The sequence below is a fragment of the Bacteroides sp. K03 genome, assembly GCF_019734355.1.
GTDB lineage: Bacteria > Bacteroidota > Bacteroidia > Bacteroidales > Bacteroidaceae > Bacteroides > Bacteroides nordii.
Genome location: NZ_JAASHC010000023.1, coordinates 1 through 25013 on the forward strand (window position 1 = coordinate 1; position 25013 = coordinate 25013).

Annotated in this window: 19 protein-coding genes and 1 tRNA gene; 10 read left to right on the forward strand and 10 right to left on the reverse strand. The window is 41.8% G+C overall.

Annotated elements, in window-relative coordinates; genetic code table 11:
- Positions 1-599: 599 nt before the first annotated feature.
- Positions 600-1328: a DNA repair protein RecO gene (gene recO, locus HCG69_RS14750; RefSeq protein WP_221650666.1), complete on the reverse strand. Its 729-nt coding sequence runs from the start codon at positions 1326-1328 to the stop codon at positions 600-602.
- 287 nt (positions 1329-1615) lie between these two features.
- Between recO and HCG69_RS14755 the strand changes: the two genes are divergently transcribed.
- The 3 genes from HCG69_RS14755 (at position 1616) to gyrB (ending at position 4150) form a co-directional block, all read left to right on the forward strand.
- Positions 1616-1687: transfer RNA gene (locus tag HCG69_RS14755), tRNA-Glu, on the forward strand.
- Between the two features lie 39 nt (positions 1688-1726).
- Positions 1727-1981: a 30S ribosomal protein S20 gene (gene rpsT, locus HCG69_RS14760; protein ID WP_221650667.1), complete on the forward strand. Its 255-nt coding sequence runs from the start codon at positions 1727-1729 to the stop codon at positions 1979-1981.
- Between the two features lie 201 nt (positions 1982-2182).
- Positions 2183-4150, forward strand: a complete 1968-nt coding sequence (gyrB, locus tag HCG69_RS14765; protein WP_221650668.1) for a DNA topoisomerase (ATP-hydrolyzing) subunit B — start codon at positions 2183-2185, stop codon at positions 4148-4150.
- Between the two features lie 121 nt (positions 4151-4271).
- On the opposite strand, the gene HCG69_RS14770 is transcribed toward gyrB, so the two are convergent.
- Positions 4272-4853 (reverse strand): DUF3109 family protein, encoded by a 582-nt coding sequence (locus tag HCG69_RS14770; RefSeq protein WP_221650669.1) that lies wholly within the window; start codon positions 4851-4853, stop codon positions 4272-4274.
- 118 nt (positions 4854-4971) lie between these two features.
- Positions 4972-6486, reverse strand: a complete 1515-nt coding sequence (gene gpmI, locus HCG69_RS14775) for a 2,3-bisphosphoglycerate-independent phosphoglycerate mutase (RefSeq protein ID WP_221650670.1) — start codon at positions 6484-6486, stop codon at positions 4972-4974.
- Between the two features lie 264 nt (positions 6487-6750).
- On the opposite strand from gpmI, the gene HCG69_RS14780 reads away from it, so the two are divergent.
- From HCG69_RS14780 to HCG69_RS14790, 3 genes are all read left to right on the forward strand, one after another.
- Positions 6751-7677 (forward strand): magnesium transporter CorA family protein, encoded by a 927-nt coding sequence (locus HCG69_RS14780; protein WP_221650671.1) that lies wholly within the window; start codon positions 6751-6753, stop codon positions 7675-7677.
- A gap of 292 nt (positions 7678-7969) precedes the next feature.
- Positions 7970-9754 (forward strand): hypothetical protein, encoded by a 1785-nt coding sequence (locus tag HCG69_RS14785; RefSeq protein WP_221650672.1) that lies wholly within the window; start codon positions 7970-7972, stop codon positions 9752-9754.
- 29 nt (positions 9755-9783) lie between these two features.
- Entirely contained in the window at positions 9784-11253 is a 1470-nt protein-coding gene (locus tag HCG69_RS14790; protein ID WP_221650673.1) for a DUF5723 family protein, read from the forward strand.
- On the opposite strand, the gene HCG69_RS14795 is transcribed toward HCG69_RS14790, so the two are convergent.
- Together HCG69_RS14795 and HCG69_RS14800 are read right to left on the reverse strand one after the other, a co-directional pair.
- Complete coding sequence (locus tag HCG69_RS14795) at positions 11242-11844, reverse strand: ribonuclease HII (protein WP_221650674.1); 603 nt, start codon at positions 11842-11844, stop codon at positions 11242-11244. The two genes, HCG69_RS14790 and HCG69_RS14795, sit on opposite strands and share 12 nt — an antisense overlap.
- Positions 11845-12032: 188 nt before the next feature.
- Complete coding sequence (locus HCG69_RS14800; protein WP_221650675.1) at positions 12033-14237, reverse strand: sodium-translocating pyrophosphatase; 2205 nt, start codon at positions 14235-14237, stop codon at positions 12033-12035.
- Positions 14238-14696: 459 nt separating this feature from the next.
- On the opposite strand from HCG69_RS14800, the gene HCG69_RS14805 reads away from it, so the two are divergent.
- From HCG69_RS14805 to HCG69_RS14820, 4 genes are all read left to right on the forward strand, one after another.
- Positions 14697-16655, forward strand: coding sequence for a heavy metal translocating P-type ATPase (locus HCG69_RS14805; protein ID WP_221650676.1), 1959 nt, complete (start codon positions 14697-14699; stop codon positions 16653-16655).
- A gap of 2 nt (positions 16656-16657) precedes the next feature.
- On the forward strand, positions 16658-17074 hold the full coding sequence (locus HCG69_RS14810) for a Fur family transcriptional regulator (RefSeq protein WP_025866617.1): 417 nt from the start codon (positions 16658-16660) through the stop codon (positions 17072-17074).
- A 77-nt stretch (positions 17075-17151) separates the two neighbouring features.
- On the forward strand, positions 17152-18210 hold the full coding sequence (locus tag HCG69_RS14815) for a YhcG family protein (RefSeq protein WP_221650677.1): 1059 nt from the start codon (positions 17152-17154) through the stop codon (positions 18208-18210).
- Between the two features lie 15 nt (positions 18211-18225).
- On the forward strand, positions 18226-18630 hold the full coding sequence (locus tag HCG69_RS14820; RefSeq protein ID WP_002558750.1) for a serine hydrolase domain-containing protein: 405 nt from the start codon (positions 18226-18228) through the stop codon (positions 18628-18630).
- Between the two features lie 103 nt (positions 18631-18733).
- On the opposite strand, the gene HCG69_RS14825 is transcribed toward HCG69_RS14820, so the two are convergent.
- The 5 genes from HCG69_RS14825 to sufC all read right to left on the reverse strand — a co-directional run bounded on the left by HCG69_RS14825 (position 18734) and on the right by sufC (position 24914).
- Complete coding sequence (locus HCG69_RS14825) at positions 18734-19054, reverse strand: heavy metal-binding domain-containing protein (protein ID WP_002558749.1); 321 nt, start codon at positions 19052-19054, stop codon at positions 18734-18736.
- Positions 19055-19141: 87 nt separating this feature from the next.
- A complete protein-coding gene (locus tag HCG69_RS14830; RefSeq protein WP_221650678.1) occupies positions 19142-21352 on the reverse strand; it encodes a RagB/SusD family nutrient uptake outer membrane protein in 2211 nt (736 codons plus the stop codon).
- 36 nt (positions 21353-21388) lie between these two features.
- Positions 21389-22600 (reverse strand): aminotransferase class V-fold PLP-dependent enzyme, encoded by a 1212-nt coding sequence (locus HCG69_RS14835; RefSeq protein WP_221650679.1) that lies wholly within the window; start codon positions 22598-22600, stop codon positions 21389-21391.
- Positions 22601-22703: 103 nt separating this feature from the next.
- Positions 22704-24047 (reverse strand): Fe-S cluster assembly protein SufD, encoded by a 1344-nt coding sequence (sufD, locus tag HCG69_RS14840; RefSeq protein WP_221650680.1) that lies wholly within the window; start codon positions 24045-24047, stop codon positions 22704-22706.
- Positions 24048-24161: 114 nt separating this feature from the next.
- Entirely contained in the window at positions 24162-24914 is a 753-nt protein-coding gene (gene sufC / locus HCG69_RS14845) for a Fe-S cluster assembly ATPase SufC (protein ID WP_221650681.1), read from the reverse strand.
- Positions 24915-25013: the final 99 nt, after the last annotated feature.

Genomic DNA, 25013 nt, shown 5'->3' on the forward strand with positions numbered 1-25013 from the left:
TTAACTTGTTTTAACTACAAAGATAATATTTCAACCTCTATTTATTATGATGCAAATCTAAAGGATAAACGCAGATTAAAAGACTGTAGCTCTTTATCATACATTTGTTTCCCTTTGCGAAAATCTGCGTTCATTTGCGTTTCAATAAAGATTTAAACTCTGTGGAACTCCGTGTTACTCTGTGGTGAAATAGATTCATATCCATATAAGAACAAAGATTATGGCCCTATCCTTTCGGTAGCGGAAGTGCCCCTAAACGGCATCGCCACCGTTGCCCGGTATTGTACTTTGTCTTTCTCAGAAAGGAACGTTCCTTTCCCCGGTGAGCAGTCTTGTTTTACATGTACATGTTTCACTGCACCACATGTACATGTCGTACTGCACCACATGCACATGTCGTACTGCACCACATGCACATGTCGTACCGCTTTACATGTACATCTAAAACAACGCTACACACCGAGGCTTCCTACGTTACTCTACGAGATAGGACTTTATCGATACCGGAGAGATAAATAGATGGTAATGGCAGACAACATTTAGCGTAAAACTGATTAATAATAAATCAGCTCACCGCAAAGGACATAGAGACGAAGCAACTAATCGAATAACTCTTTCAGCACATCTAAAGATTTCAATAGCGGAAAATCGGGTAAGTGCAACCGATAATACTCATTAATAATTGTGAGGCAACGTGCCCGTTCTGTACGGTTCATACCGAAAATATGCATCGTATCATAATTCATTCGCATCAAACCAATAAGACGGAATGCCTCCTGCGGACCAATATACGACGAATGCAACTGCGGACGAAGCGAGGTAAAACAAGCATTCAACATATCAAAATAATCCCCTTCATGATAATCCTCCAAATTGGGATATAACCCCAAAAAGCGGGAAAGACGCATTAAAAACACCAAATGGAAATTGGCAAAACTCTCCCGGCATTCATCCAGCCAGGTAATGGAGTGAATCAGATAAGCAAACAACGGACGGTTTTCCGCTTCTTCACGAATGGCACGGTAAAGAAATTCCGCCAGAAAAAGAGCGATAGCTGACTTATATGGATCGTAAGGTATTGAAGAGAAAGGAAAAAAGGATTTTGCCTCTTTTATCTTATAAAGAGTAGTATTGGGTCGGAAATCTGCCTCAAACTCTATCAAAGAAAGTGGTTGAAACAATACGGACTTTACTGCCGCTTTTCTCGAACGTGGTACCGAAACTAAAAAAGAGGCGCGCCCCAACAACTCAGTATACATCTCAACAATATTAGATGTATCATTATATTTCAGTGTATGAAGAACTATCCCAACCGTTTTTTGTAACATTTCTCTTCTAATTCTAATTCAACACAAAACTACAAAAAAAAGCGGAATGTTAGTAGTTCATCTTCTACTACCTAAAAAAAAGAATATCTATATGACATTTTTTTTGCTGCATTATTTTATTGATAATCAGAAGAAAATCAGGTATAACACAAGAAACGAGGTAACTTCTTATAAAAAAAATCTTGCGAAATATTTGCTAATTCAAAAAAAGTATCTACCTTTGCATCCGCAATCGAGAAACAAACACTCGAAAAGCAAAAGAAACGGAAACGCTTCAAAGAAATGATGGCCCGTTCGTCTATCGGTTAGGACGCAAGATTTTCATTCTTGAAAGGGGGGTTCGACTCCCCCACGGGCTACAATTAAAAAAATAAACGAATTAAAACAGATTAGTCGAGATGGCAAATCACAAATCATCACTAAAGAGAATCAGACAAGAAGAAACAAGAAGACTTCATAACAGATATTATGGTAAAACCATGAGAAACGCTGTTAGAAAACTTCGTTCGACTACTGACAAAGCAGAAGCAACTGCTATGTATCCAGGCATCACAAAATTGCTTGATAAGTTGGCTAAAGTGAATATTATTCACAAGAACAAAGCTAACAACTTGAAGTCTAAATTGGCTATCTACATTAATAAGCTTGCTTAATATAAGAAATTAGCACTACTTCATACAACACAGAGACTGGACTTTTTAGTTCGGTCTTTTGTGCGTTAGGATCCATCTAATCAGATAAACCTTCTTCTTTTTCACTACTTATCAGTATTCTTGTTTTTTCACCCTTTATTCTTCCTCAATCCATTTTTTTTTGCTATTTTTGCTCTGTTATTATAACTTAGAAAGGCAATTATGAGCGAAGACTTATTCTCCCAAGTTCCCCAGGACAACGGATCGTATTCAGCCGACAGCATTCAGGTTCTAGAAGGTCTGGAAGCTGTGCGCAAGCGCCCCGCGATGTACATCGGCGACATCAGTGTAAAGGGACTTCATCACTTGGTATATGAAATCGTTGATAACTCTATCGACGAAGCGTTGGCAGGTTATTGCGACCACATTGAAGTCACAATCAACGAAGATAATTCAGTTACCGTACAGGACAATGGACGTGGTATTCCTGTAGACTTCCACGAAAAAGAACAGAAATCAGCACTTGAAGTAGCGATGACGGTACTTCATGCAGGTGGTAAATTCGACAAAGGTTCGTACAAAGTTTCAGGTGGTCTGCATGGTGTAGGTATGTCTTGCGTGAACGCGCTGTCTGCCCACATGATCAGTCAGGTTTACCGTAATGGTAAAATCTACCAGCAGGAGTATGAAATAGGAAAACCGCTTTATCCCGTAAAGGAAGTAGGCGAGTCGGAACATACCGGAACAAAACAACAATTCTGGCCGGATGCTACCATCTTCACAGAAACGGTTTACAAGTATGAAATTCTTGCCGGACGTATGCGCGAACTTGCTTACCTGAATGCAGGTATCAGAATTACATTGACAGATCGCCGTGTAGTTAATGATGAAGGCAAATTCAAACAAGAAGTATTCTATTCAGAAGAAGGCTTAAAGGAGTTTGTTCGTTATCTAGAATCCTCACGTGATCACCTGATTAATGATGTGATCTATCTGGACACGGAGAAGCAGGGTATCCCCATTGAACTGGCTATCATGTATAATACCGGATTCTCTGAAAACGTCCACTCTTATGTAAATAATATTAATACAATAGAAGGTGGTACACACCTGGCCGGTTTCCGTCGTGCACTGACGCGTACGCTGAAGAAATATGCCGAAGACAGCAAAATGCTGGAAAAGGTAAAGGTAGAAATCTCCGGTGATGACTTCCGCGAAGGTTTGACTGCTGTTATTTCTGTTAAAGTGGCTGAACCACAGTTTGAAGGACAGACCAAAACGAAATTGGGTAACAACGAAGTAATGGGAGCTGTAGACCAAGCAGTAGGTGAAGCATTGGCTTATTATCTGGAAGAACATCCGAAAGAAGCCAAGCTGATCGTTGACAAGGTGGTACTTGCTGCAACAGCTCGTCACGCTGCCCGTAAAGCACGTGAAATGGTACAACGTAAATCTCCGATGTCCGGTGGCGGACTTCCGGGTAAACTGGCTGACTGTTCGGACAAAGATCCACAAAAATGTGAATTATTCCTCGTTGAGGGAGATTCAGCAGGTGGTACAGCCAAACAGGGTCGTAACCGTGCATTCCAGGCTATCTTACCCTTACGTGGTAAGATTTTGAATGTAGAGAAAGCAATGTACCATAAAGCGCTTGAAAGCGAAGAAATCCGTAATATATATACAGCATTAGGTGTTACTATCGGAACAGAAGAAGATAGCAAGGCTGCCAACATTGACAAGTTGCGCTATCATAAGATTATCATTATGACCGATGCCGATGTCGATGGTTCTCACATCGACACACTGATCATGACATTCTTCTTCCGTTATATGCCACAGATTATCCAGAATGGTTATCTGTACATCGCTACGCCTCCGCTCTATCTGTGTAAGAAAGGTAAAGTAGAAGAATATTGCTGGACAGATGCGCAACGCCAGAAGTTTATCGATACCTATGGCGGTGGTTCGGAAAACGCGGTTCATACACAACGCTATAAAGGTTTGGGTGAAATGAACGCCCAGCAATTGTGGGAAACAACGATGGACCCGGAAAACCGTATGCTAAAACAAGTAAATATTGAAAACGCAGCAGAAGCTGATTTCATCTTCTCCATGTTAATGGGTGAAGACGTAGGACCGCGCCGCGAATTCATTGAAGAAAATGCAACGTATGCAAATATCGATGCATAATACGTAATTATATCACCAACCTCACATCTTACAACGAAGAAGCGCCGGTAAACAAAGGAAAATCCTTTGTACCGGCGCTTTTCTTTTTAAAAAGAAAGGTTGGAATACTACCTTGTTCCAATCAAATAAAACGTTGTTTCTTTAATTCTTCTGCAGTAACCTCTAACTCTCTATACCACTCTTCTCCGAATTTACGAATAAGTGGTTCTTTCAGAAATTTATATACCGGTACATCTTCTTTCTTGCCCAATAGCACAGCTGCCTTACAAATATCCCAACGGCTGTAATTAACAGCTTTATAAGGACCATAATCGCCCACACGAATAGGATAGAGATGACAAGACACAGGTTTGTAAAAATTCACTTTCCCTTCGCGGTAAGCTTTTTCAATGGCACAATAGCAGTAGCCTTTTTCATCGTAGCAAGTAAATACACAATCCTTATTATTTACAATAGAAGTCACAATATCTCCCTCTTGGTCAGTATACACCACTCCTTGTTTGTCAATAACGGCACGAGCCTCCGGAGAAAGTTCCTCCCAAATCACAGGAAGCACCTCTTCCAGCTTCGCAATCTCATCGAGTTCAACCGGAGCACCGGCATCTCCTTCGATGCAACATTCACCTTTACAAGCCTTCAGGTTGCAAATGAATTTTTCGCGAAACACATCTAAACTTACTACAACATCTCCTATTTGAATCATTCACTCAATCTATTAAAAGCAGAGACGCATTGAATACACCTTGTACCCTTATAAACATTTCATTCGTGTTTGCAAAGCTACAAGACGCATGCAGTGCGTCTCTACCATAAATTATATATTACTTAATCAGTACATTACCATTCATTTCCGCCGGTGCTTCAAGTCCCATAATCTTCAGGATTGTAGGAGCAACATCAGCAAGACGTCCATTCTCTACTTTAGCATCCTTATTTTCTGTAACATACACACAAGGAACCGGATTCAGAGAGTGTGCTGTATTCGGAGTACCATCTTCATTCAAAGCGTGATCGGCATTACCATGATCGGCAATAATGATAGCTTCATAGCCCTGCGCCTTAGCTGCTTCAACTGTTTCTTTTACACAAGCATCTACGGCAACAACCGCTTTCTCAATTGCATCATAAATACCGGTATGTCCTACCATATCGCCATTGGCATAGTTCACAACGATAAAATCATATTTATTCTCGTTGATGGCAGCCACCAGTTTATCTTTCACTTCGTAAGCACTCATCTCCGGCTTCAAGTCATAAGTAGCTACTTTGGGAGACGGAACCAAGATACGGTCTTCATTATTATATGGAGTTTCACGTCCACCGTTAAAGAAGAATGTTACATGTGCATATTTCTCTGTTTCAGCAATATGAAGCTGTTGCAAACCTTTGGCAGCCAGATATTCACCTAAAGTATTCATCACATTTTCTTTATCGAATAAGATATGAACACCTTTAAAAGAAGCATCATATGGAGTCATACAATAATACTGCAACCCCGGAATAGTATGCATACCTGCTTCCGGCATATCCTGCTGAGTCAGTACTACAGTCAGCTCTTTCGCGCGGTCATTACGATAATTAAAGAAGATAACAACATCGCCTTCTTTAATTGTACCGTCAACGTTCGCATTAACAATCGGTTTTATAAATTCGTCAGTAATACCTTCATCATAAGACTGCTGCATTGCCTGAACCATATCTGTAGCTTTTGTACCAATGCCATTTACCAGCAAATCATATGCTTCTTTCACACGCTCCCAACGTTTATCGCGATCCATTGCATAATAGCGACCAATGATAGAAGCAATCTTGCCGGCTGATTTTGCACAATGCGCTTCCAATTGTTCGATAAATCCTTTACCGCTCTTCGGGTCTGTATCACGACCATCCATGAAACAATGAATGTATGTATTCTCAACACCATATTCTTTGGATATATCACAAAGCTTGTACAGATGATCCAATGAACTGTGTACACCACCATCAGAAGTCAATCCCATGAAATGAATATTCTTTCCGTTTTCTTTAGCATAAGTAAAAGCAGAAACAATTTCGGGGTTCTTCATGATGCTGTTATCACGACATGCCAGATTGATTTTTACCAAATCCTGATAAACGACACGTCCGGCACCAATATTAAGGTGTCCTACTTCTGAGTTACCCATCTGTCCATCGGGCAAACCCACGTTCTCACCACTTGCCTGAAGCTGAGAATGAGGATACGTTTTTAGCAAATAATCCCAATAAGGAGTGGGAGTATTAAAAATTACGTCATCTTTTCCGTGGTCGCCTATTCCCCAACCATCAAGGATCATTAAAAGGGCTTTCTTACTCATAATATTTAAAATTAATTAATTGGCTTTCTTTAATTCGGGTGCAAAGGTACGAAAAAGATTATTTTAATCACAAAAAAGGAGAATAAGGTGCACTCTTATAAGAAATATTCCGTACTTTTGCCCCGCTTTTAAAAATATTAAGAATATAAATATGGACGATTCAAACCCGCGAACGTGCAACAGTATTAACTAAAAGCGAACAGAGCCATACAAGCGTCATGATGCCTCTGTTCGGATTAAAAACAAACGAAAGGAGGCAATAAGATGAGAAAATATCTTTATTGTGAGGCTGGCTTTGTGGAAAAATCACAATGGCTACCCAATAGCTGGGTGAATGTAGTATGCCCCGATGCAAATGATTTTGAGTTTCTGACTCAGGAATTACAAGTCCCAGAATCTTTTTTGAATGACATTGCCGATACCGACGAACGCCCTCGTACAGATACGGAGGGAAATTGGTTATTGACTATTCTTCGCATACCCGTACAAAGTAATCAGAACGCCATCCCATTCAGTACCGTCCCCATTGGTATCATTACCAACAATGAAATCATTGTTTCCGTATGTTATCACAACACGGAATTACTACCGGATTTTATTGAACATACCCGCCGTAAAGGGATCATAGTACGCAATAAATTAGACTTGATTTTACGGCTTATCTATTCATCGGCAGTATGGTTTCTGAAATACCTGAAACAAATTAATATTGACATCACCGCAGCAGAAAAAGAGCTGGAAAAAAGTATCCGCAACGAAGATCTCCTGCGCCTGATGAAATTACAAAAAACACTCGTTTACTTCAACACCTCTATTCGTGGTAATGAGGTGATGATAGGTAAGCTGAAAAGTATTTTTCAAGATACCGACTATCTGGACCAGGAATTAGTGGAAGATGTTATAATCGAATTAAAACAAGCATTCAATACCGTGAATATCTATAGTGATATCCTTACGGGAACCATGGACGCATTTGCCTCTATCATTTCCAACAATGTGAATGCGATCATGAAACGCATGACAAGCCTGTCTATTACATTGATGATACCTACACTGATTGCCAGTTTCTATGGAATGAATGTAGATATACACATTGATGAAGTGCCACATGCTTTTGCATTAATCGTATTATCCTCAGTAGTGCTTTCTGCAATGGCGTTCATCATATTCAGAAAGATTAAATGGTTCTAAAGAAGGGGAAGGAAAAAAGGAGAGTAGAGAAGGGAGAAGTACTATGCAGCGTGACAGGGCAACAACTTTCAACTTTTCATTAAATAACTTTCTTCATTTTCAATTTTCAATTAAATCAGGTCCAAACAGACATAAAGAATGCTTAAGTGGTTTAAATAGCTGCTTAAGTGTTCTTTTTGTTGTAAAACAAAGAATATCTGCAAGATGCATTTCTTACACAAAGTTTGTGCCGTTTGATTTATTTGTTTATTTTTGCAAAAAGTACTACTATCGTGTTAAAAAGGAATGCATTATGAAGAAAAAACACTTAAAACTCGGCTCATGTGCCCTCATGGCCTCATTACTCACGCTATCCTCTTGTGTGGATAACGATTATGATCTTACTAAAGACATCGACTTAACCATTCAGGTGGGTGGAAGCGAATTCGCTATTCCCGGAGGAGAGACTGAGCCGATAAAGTTGAGTAAGATACTGGATATTGAAGAAGATGGCGTTGTAAAGATCGACAATGAAGGCAATTATTATCTGCTACAGGAAGGATCGGAAAGTAACACAAACATCTCAGTAAATGGCTTTCAGGTAGAAGCTCCCAATATCACCCCGATAAGACCAGAATTAAACTTTACCATACCGCCTCTGACCGGTCTTCCTCCAACTGATATCTCAGCACCACTTCCAATAGAGAGTACAAATTTCGAATTGAAGGGTGAAAACCTTCCGACAGATATCACAAGCCTCTCTTCTATCGATATGGATATGGAAGCTGTGATTCGCTTTTCTATACCGGCAACAATCATCAGTAAACTCACTTTAAAGAGTGTTGAACTGAGCTTCCCGAAGTTTATCAAATCACCGAGACTCACAAATGGAGTATTACACCTGACAGGAGAAGAAGCTACTGCCGCAAATGGACTGACAATTACAATTCCCGTTGACGGAATTAACTGTAATAATCAAGAAGGGGTCACGTTTATCAAAGGCGATGAATATTCTCAACTTCTGATGAAAGGAACTATCTCTCTGGAAGGAGAAGTCAGTATCAATACCGGCGATGTACAACAAGGAGTTGAAGGCCCTGTTAGTATCAATCTGACAGTGGAAATCACACTACAGGACAAACAGTCCAAACAACCTATTATCAGCATAAAGTCAGTTACAGGTATTGTACAACCAAAGATAGATATCAACATTGATCCGGTTACTCTGTCCGGGCTGCCCGACTTTCTGGATGATGAAAAAGTAACCTTGTCTGTACAGAATCCAATGGTATTCTTCACAGCTAAGAACAATACCCCGGTTGCAGCAAACGTAAATGGTATAATCACTTCTTTCATAAACAAGGGTAGTGAAGAAATACCGGTAGGAGATCCTAATAAGCCTGTAACATTCAGCTTCAAACTGAACAAAGAAGAAGATCAGAAATTCTGTCTTTCACCGTTAGCACCTACAAATATGGAAGGAATAACCCATGTGGCAGTGCCCAATTTGCCTACACTTATCAACAAGATTCCTGACATATTTAAGTTCGACGTAAAAACCAACGCTACTACCGACGAAACTACTGTCGAATTAGGGCGTACTTACAATATTACTACCGATTATGACGTGAACGTACCTTTCGTATTTGGTAAAAACATCACAACGATTGTTTACAAAGACAGTGTAGACGGTTGGTATGATGACTTGAAAGACTATGAAATACAACAGGTAAACGCTACCGCTACTGCTTTCAACACAATCCCGTTAGGATTGAACCTCACAGCTAAGGCACTGACAGTAGATAATCAAGGAAAAGCCGAAGAACTGAAAGGTGTTGCTGTCACAGTAATAGTTGATGGTAAAAAAGACGGTACCATCAAAGCCGGTAAGAACAATATAGCCGTTGAAAGTACATTAGTCATTGAAATAAAAGAAACGACTTCCGGAGCTGTCAAGAGACTGGACGGACTTGCTTTCGAAATCGTAGCAGCATCAGCAGAAGGTGCCGAGGGACAACAACTGAACGAAAACCAAACGTTGCAATTGAAGAATGTACGACTGAAAGTACCCAATGGTGTAATTATAGATTTGAACTAATTTAGATGTATCAAAAAACGAATAGAACAATGAAACACTATAAATTAAAAGCCACACTGGCTTCACTCTTTATTCTCTGTACTACAGGCGTAGGGGCACAAAGCCTCAACTCGAGCTATTTTATGGAAGGTATGACTTATCGTCATCAGCTCAACCCGGCATTTATGAATGAAAGTAATTATATCAATTTACCCTTCTTCGTATTAGGTAATTTCAATGTAGGACTTCAGGGTAATATCGGGGTGAATGATTTCCTTTATAAATATAATCAGAACGGATATAAACTGACTACGTTTATGAACCCGACCGTTGGCAGTCAAGAGTTTCTAAGCAACCTGCATACTAACAACCACCTCAGTGTAAATCTTCGTATGCCTATTATTGCATTTGGTTTCCGTGGTTTCGGAGGTTTCAATACATTTGAAATTGCATTCCGCTCTAATACTTCTGTCAACTTGCCATACGGACTTTTTGACTTTATGAAAACAGGAATGAGCGACGAAGGCGGAACTCATTATAGAGTAAAAGATCTCACCGTACGCTCCAACAATTATGCAGAAGTAGCTTTGGGACATTCGCATGAGATCATTAAAGATCGCCTGACAATAGGTGCCAAAGTTAAATTCCTGGTAGGAGGAGCTAATGCAGAAGCGCAAATCAAGAGAATGGACATCACAATGGGACAAGACGAATGGCTCATAGATGCTGAAGGACAGGTAGAAGGTTCATTGAAGGGGGGGTATTTCGAAAGTAAAGAGCCCGATGAACACGGTAAACCCGGAGAAATTGACGGTTTTGACATCGATGGTCCAGGTATAGGTGGTTACGGAGTTGGATTTGATTTGGGAGCTGTATACAAAATGGATGATTACGTAGAAGGACTTACCCTTTCGGCTGCTCTACTTGACCTGGGGTTCATTAAATGGAACAACGGGCTGAAAGCTAAAATGCAACATAACTACACCTTCAAGGGATTTGAAAATCCAATTGCAGTAAAACCAGGAGAAGGTGAACCGGGAGATATAGACGACGAGTTGGATAACCTGGGGGATCAGTTTGAAGAATTCATCAAGTTCTATGATGACGGAACAGTTAAGAGCCGTACTACCAAACTGGCCACTACCATGAATATCGGTGCCGAATACGTGCTTCCTTATTATAAGAACCTGAAATTCGGTTTGCTTTCATCCACACATTTCAATAAGCCTTTCACATGGTCGGAAGCACGCCTTTCAGCCAATGTAGCCCCGGTAAGATGGTTTGAGGCTTCTGTAAACTATGCAATAAGCAGTTTCGGTTCGTCATTGGGATGGGTACTGAATTTCCACCCGAGTGGTTTCAACTTCTTCATTGGAACAGACCACATGATAACCAAAGTAACCCCACAATATGTTCCGGTAGGCAATGCTAATGCAAACGTAAGTATGGGATTCAACATTACCTGGGGAAAGAAGAAAACCAAAAAAGTGGTAACAACAACTACGACATCAGCATTCTAAAGATAACTGACCGTCACCCAACAGGTTGAAGGTCATCCGATGATAAGGAGAAACACCGTGTTCGGCAATAGCTGCACGGTGTTTTTTTGTGGGATACCCTTTGTTATGATCCCAATCGTAATAAGAGAATTCTTCATGCAGCCGGTTCATGTAATCATCGCGATAAGTTTTCGCCAGGATAGAAGCAGCAGCAATAGACAGATACTTCCCGTCCCCTTTAATCACCGTTGTATGAGGGATATCAGCATACTTTTTAAAACGATTACCATCAATGAGAAGATGTTCCGGTCGTACCTTGAGCTGATCTACTGCCCGGTGCATGGCAAGAAAAGAGGCGTTCAGAATATTTATATCGTCTATCTCTTCGGGAGATACAATCCCAACAGCCCAGGCAATAGCTTCCCGCTCAATAACCTCACGCAAAGCATAACGTTGTTTTTCGGTGAGCTGTTTGGAATCATTCAAGAGTTCATTCTTAAAATCTACCGGAAGAATAACGGCAGCAGCATAAACAGAACCGGCCAAACAACCGCGTCCGGCTTCATCACAACCAGCCTCCACAAGACCTTCATTCAAATAAGGTAATAGCATAATCGCTTTATTTAGTTGAAAATTGAAAGTTGAAAATTAACTGCGCGATCATGCTACGTAACAACTTTCAACTAATAGCACAATCATCCTTACATTTAAAAAACGGCACAAAGATAATTATTTAGTTGAAAATTGGCTACGCTATAACGCTGCATAGTAATTTTCAACTTTCAATTTTCAACTTTCAACTAAAACAAGCTCCAGGCAACAGTCAGACCTGCCATAACAATGGCGACCATGCTCATAAGCTTTATCAGGATATTCAAACTCGGGCCGGATGTATCTTTAAACGGATCGCCAACGGTATCGCCTACAACAGTTGCTTTGTGTACTTCGCCACCTTTGCCACCCAAATTGCCTTCTTCCACATATTTCTTTGCATTATCCCAAGCACCACCGGCATTAGCCATAAAAATAGCAAGTACGAAACCACTGCTCAAACCACCGATAAGCAACCCAACAACTCCAGTCACTCCAAAAACAACTCCGGTAAGAATAGGAGCAACAATGGCTATAAGTGAAGGAATAACCATCTCACGCTGAGCACCTTTGGTGGAGATAGCCACACAACGTTCGTAATCGGGTTCCGCCTCTCCGGTCAGGATACCTTTTATCTCACGGAACTGACGACGTACTTCATCCACCATATGACCGGCAGCGCGCCCAACGGCATTCATTGTCAATCCACAGAAAAGGAAAGCCATCATAGAACCAATAAAAATACCGGAAAGCACCTTTGGGTTCATCAGAGTGACATCATAGTAATTCATAAAATCCACAAAGGTAGCATTGGCAGTTGCTATAATATCGCCATTGGGCATCGTCAGTTCTACTGTTCCCAGACGGGTCAACCCGATACGGATTTCCTCAATGTAAGAAGCAAGCAAGGCAAGCCCCGTTAGTGCAGCAGAGCCAATGGCAAATCCTTTACCTGTAGCAGCTGTTGTATTACCCAATGAGTCGAGGGCATCCGTACGCTTACGTACTTCCTCACCCAAACCGGACATTTCAGCATTACCACCAGCATTGTCGGCAATCGGTCCATAGGCATCCGTAGCAAGGGTTATTCCTAATGTAGAAAGCATACCTACGGCAGCAATGCCAATACCATAAAGTCCCATACCAACATTATTGAAGTCGAAGCCGGAAGCAAACAGGAAAGAGGCTATAATACCCACTACCACAGCTAATACAGGAATGGCTGTAGAGATCATACCCAAACCGATACCGGAGATAATAACTGTAGCCGGACCAGTCTTACCGCTCTCGCTCAACTTCTGAGTAGGCCGATAGGACTGGGATGTATAATACTCGGTAGAACGGCCAATGATAATACCAACAACCAATCCAACTACCACGGCACAAGAAATCCACATCCAATTTTCAAGCTGCAATAACCAAAGAATAAAGAAAGTAGCCGCTACTATCAATACCGAACTCAGATTTGTACCGAAAGCAAGCGAGTTCAACAAGTCTTTCATCTTAGCATTTTCTTTGGTACGTACCGAGAAGATACCAATGATAGAAAGCAGAATACCCACAGCAGCAATCAGCATTGGGGCAATAACGGCTTTAAACTGCATCACGGTGTCACCTGTATGAATAAAGGCAGCTGCCCCCAATGCAGCGGTAGCAAGGATAGAGCCACAATAGGACTCATAAAGATCGGCTCCCATACCAGCCACATCACCTACATTGTCACCTACATTATCGGCAATGGTAGCCGGATTTCGCGGATCATCCTCCGGTATGCCTGCTTCTACCTTCCCCACAAGGTCGGCACCCACATCGGCTGCTTTGGTATAAATACCGCCACCTACGCGGGCAAACAATGCCTGTGTGGAAGCTCCCATACCGAAAGTCAGCATCGTAGTAGTGATAATACAAAGTTTATGAGTAGGACTCAGCACATCAGCCGGAATGGCCCAGTTCAACAATAAATACCAGAAAGATATATCAAGAAGTCCAAGGCCTACTACTACCAGTCCCATCACCGCACCACTACGGAAAGCGATCCTCAGTCCGGCATTTAAAGAAGTACGCGCAGCATTGGCGGTACGTGCAGAAGCGTAAGTGGCCGTCTTCATACCAAGAAATCCCGAAAGTCCGGAGAAGAAACCACCGGTCAGAAACGCAATAGGTACCCAGGCATTCTGTACCTGAAAACCGTAGGCCATAATAGAGAACAAGACTACCAGACCGAAAAATACCCATCCCACAATCTTATACTGTTGTTTCAGATAAGACATGGCACCTTTGCGCACTGCTGCAGCAATCTTAATCATTTGAGGAGTACCTTCACTCTCTTTCATCATTTGCTTGTGGAAATAATAAGCAAAGCAGAGAGCCAATACAGAGGCGGCAGGAACCAGCCAGAAAAGCAAGCTATCCATAGAATAAATTTTTAGAGGTTTACGAAAGGCTAAAAGTATTGATTCCAAACGAGATAAGCAAATAAAAAAGAAAGAAAAAAGATGTCGGATTACTTGACTTTAGCTTTTTTATATCGTATCTTTGTTAACGTAATCATAAAGTAGATTCAATTAAACTACATTAGAAGGAGAGAGCCGCAGCTTTCTCCTTTCTTCTTTTATATACGGAGGATATGCCTTCTTTCTTCGGTACTTTTTAAGTATTTCCTCGGTATATAATGAAAATTACACGGTATGTTACGGTTCATTACATACTATGTTACGACGCAAATGACATTGTGTTGTGATGTAAATGCTACTTTCTTCCCGAATAGTTGTTTTTTTAGTTAAGAATCAATAAATCAGCTCTTGACAAGATTGCAACCCAGTTGCACATGCAAATGCCCTATATTTGCATCAGAAATCAATAATAGAATCATTATGAGCTGTAACTGTTGTCACCCTTCCGGCTGTAGCCCAGAAAAGAAAAAGAACGAATATATACCGGCTATCATCAGTTTTACCATGCTGGCAGTAGGAATGATACTCAATCATTTCAATCTGTTTACACTGCCGGGCAGTGCTCTGATATGGTATACAGTGGCCTACCTGCCCGTAGGATGGCCTGTATTGCGGGAGGCTTTCGGACGACTCCGTCACGGAGAGTTCTTCAATGAATTTATGCTGATGGGTATCGCCACCATCGGCGCATTCTGCATTGGTGAGTATCCCGAAGGAGTGGCAGTGATGCTATTCTACTCCATCGGAGAAGCTTTTCAGGATCGTGCAGTGGGGAATGCACAGCGAAATATCAAAGCACTGCTCGATGTACGTCCGGAAACGGCAACAGTCATCCGTGATAAACGTCCGGAGGCAATGCACCCTGAAAATGTTAAGGTAGGAGAAACCATCGAGATAAAAGCCGGCGAACGCGTCCCTCTTGACGGAATGATGCAAAACGATCAGGCCTCTTTCAATACAGCTGCACTAACCGGAGAAAGTCGTCCTCGAACCATACGCTTAGGAGAGACGGTGCTTGCAGGGATGATTGCTACCGACCGGGTAGTACGGCTTACAGTAACCAAACCATTTAATGAAAGTGCACTTGCCCGAATACTTGCCATGGTACAAGAAGCCAACGAGCGGAAAGCACCTGTAGAGTTATTCATACGCCGGTTTGCACGGATATATACCCCTATCGTTACGGGATTGGCAGTACTTATCGTTCTCCTCCCCTTCCTCTACTCATTGGGAGTGCCTGCATTTGATTATGTTTTCAGAGACTGGCTTTACCGGAGTCTGGTGTTTCTGGTTATTTCCTGCCCTTGCGCGCTCGTTGTCAGTATCCCTTTAGGCTATTTTGGAGGTATCGGAGCAGCTTCCCGCGCCGGAGTCCTGTTCAAGGGGGGAAACTATCTGGATGCTATTACTCAGGTCAACACCGTAGTTTTCGACAAGACCGGAACTCTCACCAAAGGAGTATTTGAAGTACAGCATCTGGAGAGCGTACTCTTTTCCGATATAGAGTTATTGCAATACGTTGCCTCTGCGGAGCAGAAAAGCACACATCCGATAGCACGTGCCATCGGTGAATATGCGATCCGAAAGGAAGTAACACTCCTCCCTGCCACAGACACAACAGAGATACCCGGACACGGACTAAGAGTTATCATAGCCGGGCACGAAGTACTGGCAGGTAATCCCCGTCTACTCTCCCGCTACAACATTGCCTGCCCGGCAGAATTGAATGTTTCGGCAGATACCATTGTAACTTGTGCAGTAGACGGAACATATGCCGGATTTCTTCTTCTGGCTGATACTCCCAAAGAGGATGCAGAGATAGCTATCCAGGCACTGAAAGCATTAAATATTGATAATATACAAATTCTTTCGGGCGATAAACAAGCAATTGTTTCTAAATTAGGAGCGCAATTGGGAATATCTCAGGCATACGGCGATCTGCTACCCGAAGGAAAGGTTGCCCATATTGAACAACTGAAGGCCAATCCTGCCCACCGCATTGCTTTCGTAGGAGACGGTATCAATGATGCACCTGTACTGGCAATGAGCAATGTGGGTATCGCTATGGGAGGCCTGGGTAGTGATGCAGCCATCGAGACAGCAGATGTAGTGATACAAAACGACCAGCCGTCTAAAGTAGCAACTGCCATACGCATCGGTCGTGCTACCCGACGGATTGTCTGGCAAAACATCATTCTCGCTTTCGGTGTAAAACTGGCCGTATTGCTATTGGGTGCCGTTGGCATGGCTACCATGTGGGAAGCTGTGTTTGCTGATGTAGGCGTAGCTTTGCTGGCTATCCTGAATGCCATACGAATACAGAAGCAAGGTGCTTCAGATCGGTTTACATCCGGCATAAACAATGAAAACAGAAGATGATTATGGAAGAGAATATCTACCTCGACAAATTAGGACAACGGGATATTAAGCCAACCGCTATGCGGTTGCTTATCCTTCGAGCCATGATGCAGTTCAACCGGGCTTTCAGCCTGCTCGATCTGGAGACGTATCTGGATACTGTGGACAAATCTACACTCTCACGCACTATTAACCTTTTTCTGAAACATCATCTCATACATGGTATCGACGATGGTTCAGGCTCACTAAAGTACGCCGTATGTGGGAATGAATGCAACTGTGACATTGATGATCTGCATGTACATTTCTATTGTACTAAGTGCCACAAGACATATTGCTTGCGGAATATACATATCCCGGCAGTCAGCCTGCCACAACATTTCACTGCGGAAAGTATCAATTACGTGATAAAGGGCTTGTGTGATCATTGTTCGCATTGACAAAAAAAGATTCGGTTAGCGTTCTCTTATATATATCTTTTGTTACCTTTGTGTCTCATCATACTATTCAACACACAATGGAACAGCTTTATGGATTGCAAGAAGACTACCGACAATGGCTCACAGAGCTTAAATCAAAAATACGTTTCAGCCAGATAAAAGCGGCAGTAGCCGTTAACAGCGAGCTCATCCGCCTATATTGGAACCTCGGGCAACAGATTGTAGAAAAGCAAGAGAATGCACAATGGGGAAGCGGATTCATAGAACGGCTCAGTAAAGACTTACAAATGGAGTTTCCTACTATAGGTGGGTTCTCTTATCGGAATCTAAGACGTTGCAAACAGTTCTATCTCTTTTATAATCAATACAATACAATTCGGCCACAACTTGTGGCCAAATTAGAAGACGATTCTTTATTTCAAATACCCTGGGGGCATCACGGACTCATAATGGAACGAACCAAAGTTGTTCAGGAAGCCCTCTTCTACATCCACAAAACCATCGAAAACGGATGGAGTCGTGCCATATTAGAATATCACATCGAAAAAGACCTCTATCATACTCAAGGCAAAGCTATCAATAACTTTTCTACCACTCTCCCTGAACCTCAAAGTGAACTCGCCAACGAACTTATCAAAGATCCGTATCATTTCGATTTCCTCCAACTTTCAGACAAAGCATTGGAGCGCGACATTGAAAATGGTCTTGTGCAACACATCTCACAATTTTTATTGGAGATGGGACAAGGCTTCGCTTACATGGGACGGCAATACCTGCTGAGAGTAGGTAAAAAAGAGTATAGATTGGATCTGCTATTCTATCATACAAAACTTAAGGCCTATATCATTATCGAATTAAAAGCGAAAGAGTTCGAGCCCGAATTCATAGGTAAACTCAATTTTTACGTATCAGCTATTAACGAACTGGTACGTGACTCCCAAGACCGCCCCACCATCGGTATTCTCCTCTGCAAAGGAAAAGATGACTATGAAGTGGAATTCTCGCTTCGAGACATCAACAAACCTATTGGAGTCAGTACTTATACTTATAATGAACTTCCGGAAGAAATCCGACAAGCGCTCCCCGACCTGCAAGAGCTGAAAGAGCAATTAAACGAATATGACCGTTTGCAGTAAAAAACAATCTACAATATGAAGAAATCAATAATCTCATGTATTCTCTTCTGTTTAATCCTGTTGCCAATACAGGGACAAGAAATAAACACAGCCAAAATCGATTCTTTTCTTAATCATATCGAGAAGTATAATCAAGGTATTGGTTCTGTGGCCATTTCCAAAGGAGGGAAAACGGTGTATACACGCCGTTTCGGACAAAATAATCTGAATAAGAAACAAAACGGTGAAGCATTCAAATATCGCATAGGCTCCATCACCAAACTTATGACGGCTACACTGGTTGAACAACTTGTGGAACAAGGCCGGCTCAATCTAACCGAGACATTTTTGAAACCAAGGTTCAAAGTCCAGCCCAAATGTAGAACGGGCAAGTTCAAAAAAACTTTCACGCACCAAGACCTCCTCGAGAACATGGGTTGATATTGTATAGGTAGTTCCGTTAATATTGCAATGCATATCTTCTCTTCATAGAAAAACTCCCCCAATTGTTATAACTTTACTAACAACCAGAGGAGTCCTGTTATTATTCTATCACTACCGCCGTTCCGGTAGCAGTTACCATCAACATGCTACCACTACCCCCAACGGTTTCATAATCCAGGTCAACGCCTATTACAGCATTAGCCCCGAGCCGGGCAGCCTGTTCTTCCATTTCCTTTATCGCTGTTTCTTTAGCCTGACGGAGCACTTCTTCATAAGCACCGGAACGTCCACCTACAAAATCACGAATACCGGCTAAAAAATCACGAAATACATTGGCACCGATGATCGTCTCACCAGAGACAATTCCATAATAGTGAATTATTCTTTTCCCTTCAATAATGGGAGTCGTTGTTACTAACATAATCTTTTCTTTGTTTATTGGTTATTTACGTTATTAGACGCACAAATAACCGGAAAAGTTGCAACTGCTGTCCAATTTAATTCACAATTATTTCCATCCCGGATTCTGAATGAGATTTTTATTAGCTTCTATCTCCTGTAGGGGAATGGGCAATAACTGTTGATAATCTTTTATCTTCAACTGCTCAACAGCCAGATTGTTGCGCCGTAAGAATGAGAAATAGCTACCAAAACCCTTCAGTTCACTTTGCCAGACCGAGCGTAAAGATTCGATAAAGTTAACTTCGGAAATTAAGGGTAAGTTCCGCGCTTGTGTTACTTTATTCGAATAAGCCATTGCCTCAGCCCGGTTGCCTAAATGATAAGCACATTCAGCAGCAGATAACAGGACTTCGGTATAAGTCACAAAAGGTACATAAGCATTGCCTTTCAAAACAGATTCAGATGACTGCTGCAGGGAATCAGTACGCAATCCCCAGACGATTTCACGGGAGCTCAATCCCAGCGACGTTTCCGAAGAGGACTCCAGGGCGTATACACCACTGTCAATAATCCGTTTCAGATAATTATAAGCTTGCGCATAGGATTTCTGATGCAGATACATCTTAGCCAATAACGCTAACGAAGCACCTTTTGCAGGGTACAAAACGCCCTCGGGAGTATCAAACCCACCCGGTTCCAGCTTACTATGCTCCACACAATAATTCAAATCATCTATTAAGTTCGCAAACAAATTCTCACTACCCAGTTGTTGAGAGCCTCCAAGCGGATCATCATAATTTATCACATAAGGAACATTCTCCCACCAAGATGCTAACTGGAAATACTGAACGGCGGCTAACTGATGAATATAGGCCATAAAGGACGGGGCTTCAACGACTCCACCTTTTTCAAGTATATAATCTAACATCCTGATTCTGGAAATAGCATTATATGCCTTCCTCCAAATATTCAGTAATTTACTGTCATAGGTAGTCAATGTATGTTCATAAATAGCATAATATGACGTATTCCTACCATCAAAGCTTTGTGTATAGTAACCATCCAAATTGGAAAAGTCCTGCATGGAAATCATCATTTGATTGGCTATACCCGCAACAACTGCTTGTCCATCCTCTCCAAACTCGATCTGTTTAGAAGGATCTCCGTTTTGTGTAATCCTCAGTTCTGCAGAAAGTTTTCCACTTGTAGTATAGACAGTAATAGATTCTCCTTTTATCAAAGCTCCATCAGCAGGCCGGGCAACGATAATCAGTTCATTCCCCTCAATCGTTTTCGTGTAATTAATATCAGTATATTTAAAAACCTTCAGACTCTCCTCAGTGACAGACTCACCTGGTATCCCAGCCGGCCTCTCTAAAGTTACCGGTACTTTACAATCTATCTTAATACGGAAAGTTCCTCCCTCGGCAGGAATAGCCAACTCTTTTTTATCGAGAGTCAACGTCATATCTCCTCCGGCATCGGGTTCATTACCGGCAATACCATCACCATCCCAGTCAATAAAATAATTCAGGTTTGGGACAGTAACATCCATATTCAACGCCTTATAACGAGTGATGATGTTATCTGATATCTCATTTACATCCAACAGCACGGCATCCTCCCGGAGTTGTTTTTTTGTATTATCCGTAAATGTACCTTCCGCTTTGAATTCGGCACTCAGTTTGGCCAAGTATTCCGTTAATTCAGCATCCGTACGATCTCTCAATAAAGTAGAAGATACAACGATTAATGCACCGGCTTCATCAGTACCGGAAGCAATAGAAAAGTTACAAACGTCCTTTTCGGCATAACGTTCCAGACCAAAACTTTTCAAAACTTCCTTCTGGACTTTTGCATCAGCTTCATTGAAATCCGGCTTGTTATTCCTAAGAAGCTGCATCATACGTTGCGTTTTCAGGTGGGTAAGAATGTTGATATTAGCCTGTTTATTATCAGCCAAATTGACTATTGACTGCAGAGATATCTGCCCGGTAGACAATTCCCCGTCTACTTCATTAAAATAATATCCGTCAGCTGTTAATAACACGTAAGACGAATTCAATTTAATCTCTCCCAGATTAAAAGAACCGTCATCATCAACAATAATACCCTGGTAAACCTCACCAGTCAGATTATAATCTTTATCCAATGCTTGCGCAGTAATTTTGGAACCATTTATAAAAGGTCCTTTTTCTACTTTACCCGTTACTTTATAGAGGTTCGGGGTAAAATCATCCTTATTATCTTCTTCACATCCGGTTACGAATGCCAAAAGAAAAAGTAAACAGAAATAGTTTAGCAGTTTATGTTTCATAGTTTATGTTATTGTGCCTTACGGCATATTACTCAATCAGAACATTTTACTAACGCGCTCCACACCGGCTACAAGGGCATCAATCTCCTCTTTTGTGTTATAAACGGCAAAAGAAGCACGAACCGTACCCTCAATACCAAGGCGCTGCATCAACGGTTGTACACAATGATGTCCGGTACGGACAGCAATACCCAGTCTGTCGAGCAAAGTACCCATATCAAAGTGGTGAATATTACCTACCAGAAAAGAGATAACACTGCTCTTGTGCGCTGCTTCACCGAAGATACGGATATCCGGAATCTCTTTCAAACGCTGCATAGCATAAGTAGTCAGTTCATGTTCATGGGCGGTAATATTATCCATACCAAGACCAGTCACATAATCAAGGGCTTTTGCCAGCCCGGTAGTACCAATGTAATCGGGAGTACCGGCTTCAAACTTAAAAGGAAGTTCATTGAACGTTGTTTTCTCAAAAGAAACGTGCTGTATCATTTCTCCCCCACCCTGATAAGGCGGCAGGCGGTCGAGCCATTCTTCTTTTCCATAAAGAACACCCACACCGGTAGGACCATAGATTTTATGTGCAGAGAAGGCAAAGAAGTCAGCATCCATGTCCTGCATATCAACTTTCATATGAGGTACGGACTGTGCACCGTCTATCAATACAGGTACCCCGTGAGCATGAGCAGTAGCAATCATCTCTTTGACGGGATTAACCGTTCCCAATACATTGGAAACCTGCGTTACACTCACTATCTTTGTCCGGTCTGAAAAAAGCTTCTCGTATTCGTCCAGCAACAGTTCACCTTTATCATTCATAGGTATCACTTTTATTGCAATACCTTTACGGGCAGCTAAAAGTTGCCAGGGCACAATGTTACTGTGATGCTCCATCACGGAGAGAATAACCTCATCTCCCTCTTCCATGAACTCCTCACCGAAACTGGAAACAAGAAGATTAATAGCCTCTGTTGTACCACGGGTAAAGATAATCTCATTTATACTACGGGCATTGATAAACTCACGCACTGTAGCACGGGAAGCTTCATGTAACTCTGTAGCTTGCTGAGAAAGATAGTGTACTCCCCGATGCACATTGGCATTAACAGAATAGTATTCATCTACCAGCGAATCAATCACCAGACGTGGTTTCTGAGTCGTTGCACCATTATCGAAATAAATCAAAGGCTTCCCATATACCGTACGGCTAAGAATGGGAAAGTCTTCACGTATCTTCTTTATATCCATTTTATTAGTGATTAGTTGGTTAATGATTAGTGATTAGTGGTTAGTGATTAGTGGGCTGCGCTATTATGCTGCATGGCACTAATCACTAACCACTAATCACTAATCACTTACATATCGCACATCCCTGGCACTTGTTCAGTTCACCCCGGAAACGTTTCTCCACCAACAGATGTAAACGGTCTTTTAAAGCATCCAGACGGATGGTATCTATTACTTCATTTACAAAAGCAAACATAAGCAGCAAACGGGCTTCTTTCTCTGCAATACCACGGGTACGCATATAGAACAAAGCAGTTTCATCCAATTGGCCAACGGTAGCACCGTGAGAGCATTTCACATCGTCTGCATAGATTTCCAACTGAGGCTGGGTATACATACGGGCATCACGGGTGGCACAAAGATTACGGTTCGTTTGTTGAGAACTTGTATGCTGTGCATCAGGACGCACCAGTACCAAACCGGCAAAAGCGCCAACAGACTGGTCATCGAGTACATATTTAAACAATTCATTACTGGTGCAATTTGGCACAACATGGTCAATGGTCGTATTATTGTCTACATGCTGGTTCTTATCGGCAATAGCCATGCCACAAAGATTGATTTCGGCACCTTCTCCTGCAAGAGTTACCTCTGTTGTATTACGGGTAGTACCGTTATGAAGAGTCATACCGTTAAGCAATACGTTGCTGTTTGCCTCCTGTTTTACATAGAGATTACTGATACGCACCGTACTGGTATGTGTCTCCTCCAATTCATACAAATCGAATACGGAGTTCGCTCCGGCAAACACTTCAACCACTTGCGTAGCCAGGAAGTTTACGCCATCCATAGCATGGTCACACATCAATAAACGTGCCTGCGCACCTTCTTCAAGAATAATCAATACACGACGGTTTACCATGAAATTGACATCTGCACGTAATATATTAATCAACTGAATAGGGCGTTCTACCACTACATTTTTCGGAACATACATCAGTACACCATCCTGTGCAAAGGCGGTATTAAAAGCAGTCACTCCATCTTTAGAAGTATCAGCCAGCTTGCCATAGTATTTCTTTACTAAATCGGGATGTTGCTCTGCTACCTCTTTCAGACTTCCAAAGATAACTCCTTCCGGCAGATGCGACTTTGGCAATGCCTTATTATAAAACGCATCGTTCACTACAAAGAACAAAGAGGTACTCATGTTGGGCACATCGCACTTGAACACCTCATAGGGATTCACCGGAATATCCAGACGATTCAGATTAAGTCCGTAATCGGGTGCGAAGAATTTGCTGATATCGGTATATTTATACTTCTCCTGCTTACGCGTAGGAAAGCCCACCCGTTCAAAATCGGCAAAAGCAGTAGCACGCGGAGCATTCATGACCTCAGTACTATGCCGGCAAATCATTGCTTCACATTGTGAGAAGAGATCTATATATTGTTGTTCTACACTCATCTTTTTGATTTATGATTTATCATTTATGAATTATGCATGATGATGTATGGATTATGAGTTATGGTGTATAAGCAATGCCATGCTGCACAGTCTTCATTACTCATAATTCATAAGTCAATCCTTCACCTCTTTCTTAATCCAGTCGTATCCTTTCTCTTCCAGTTCGAGAGCCAGTTCCGGTCCGGCAGTTTTCACGATACGGCCTTTATAGAGCACATGTACGATATCCGGTTTGATATAGTCCAGCAGACGTTGATAATGGGTAATAACAATATAACTTGTATCAGGAGTCTTCAATTTATTAACTCCCTCGGCTACAATGCGAAGTGCATCAATATCAAGGCCAGAATCGGTTTCATCAAGAATGCTGAGACGTGGTTCCAGCATAGCCATCTGAAAAATCTCATTCCGCTTCTTCTCACCACCAGAGAAGCCTTCGTTCACCGAACGGTTAGCTAACTTATTATCCAGTTCTACCACCGCACGCTTCTCACGCATCAGTTTAAGAAACTCACTGGCTGTTAATGCAGGAAGTCCTTTGTATTTGCGTTGCTCATTTACCGCAGCACGCATAAAGTTTACCATACTTACTCCGGGGATCTCTACCGGATACTGGAAACTCAGAAAAAGACCTTCATGGCTACGATCTTCAGGGCTCAGGTCTAACAGATTCTTTCCATCAAAGGTTACGCTACCCTTGGTTACCTCAAAAGCAGGATTTCCCACCAAAACAGAAGAAAGCGTACTCTTTCCGGATCCGTTAGGTCCCATGATAGCATGTACCTCGCCCGGTTTCACTGTTAAGTTAATACCTTTCAATATCTCTTTGCCATTGATGCTGGCATGTAAGTCTTTTATCTCTAACATGATTATATTTACAATTTACGATTTACAATTTACGATTGAAATTACTTTTAAGACGGTCTACATTTACAATCAAACTTCAATCGTAAATCGTAAATCGTC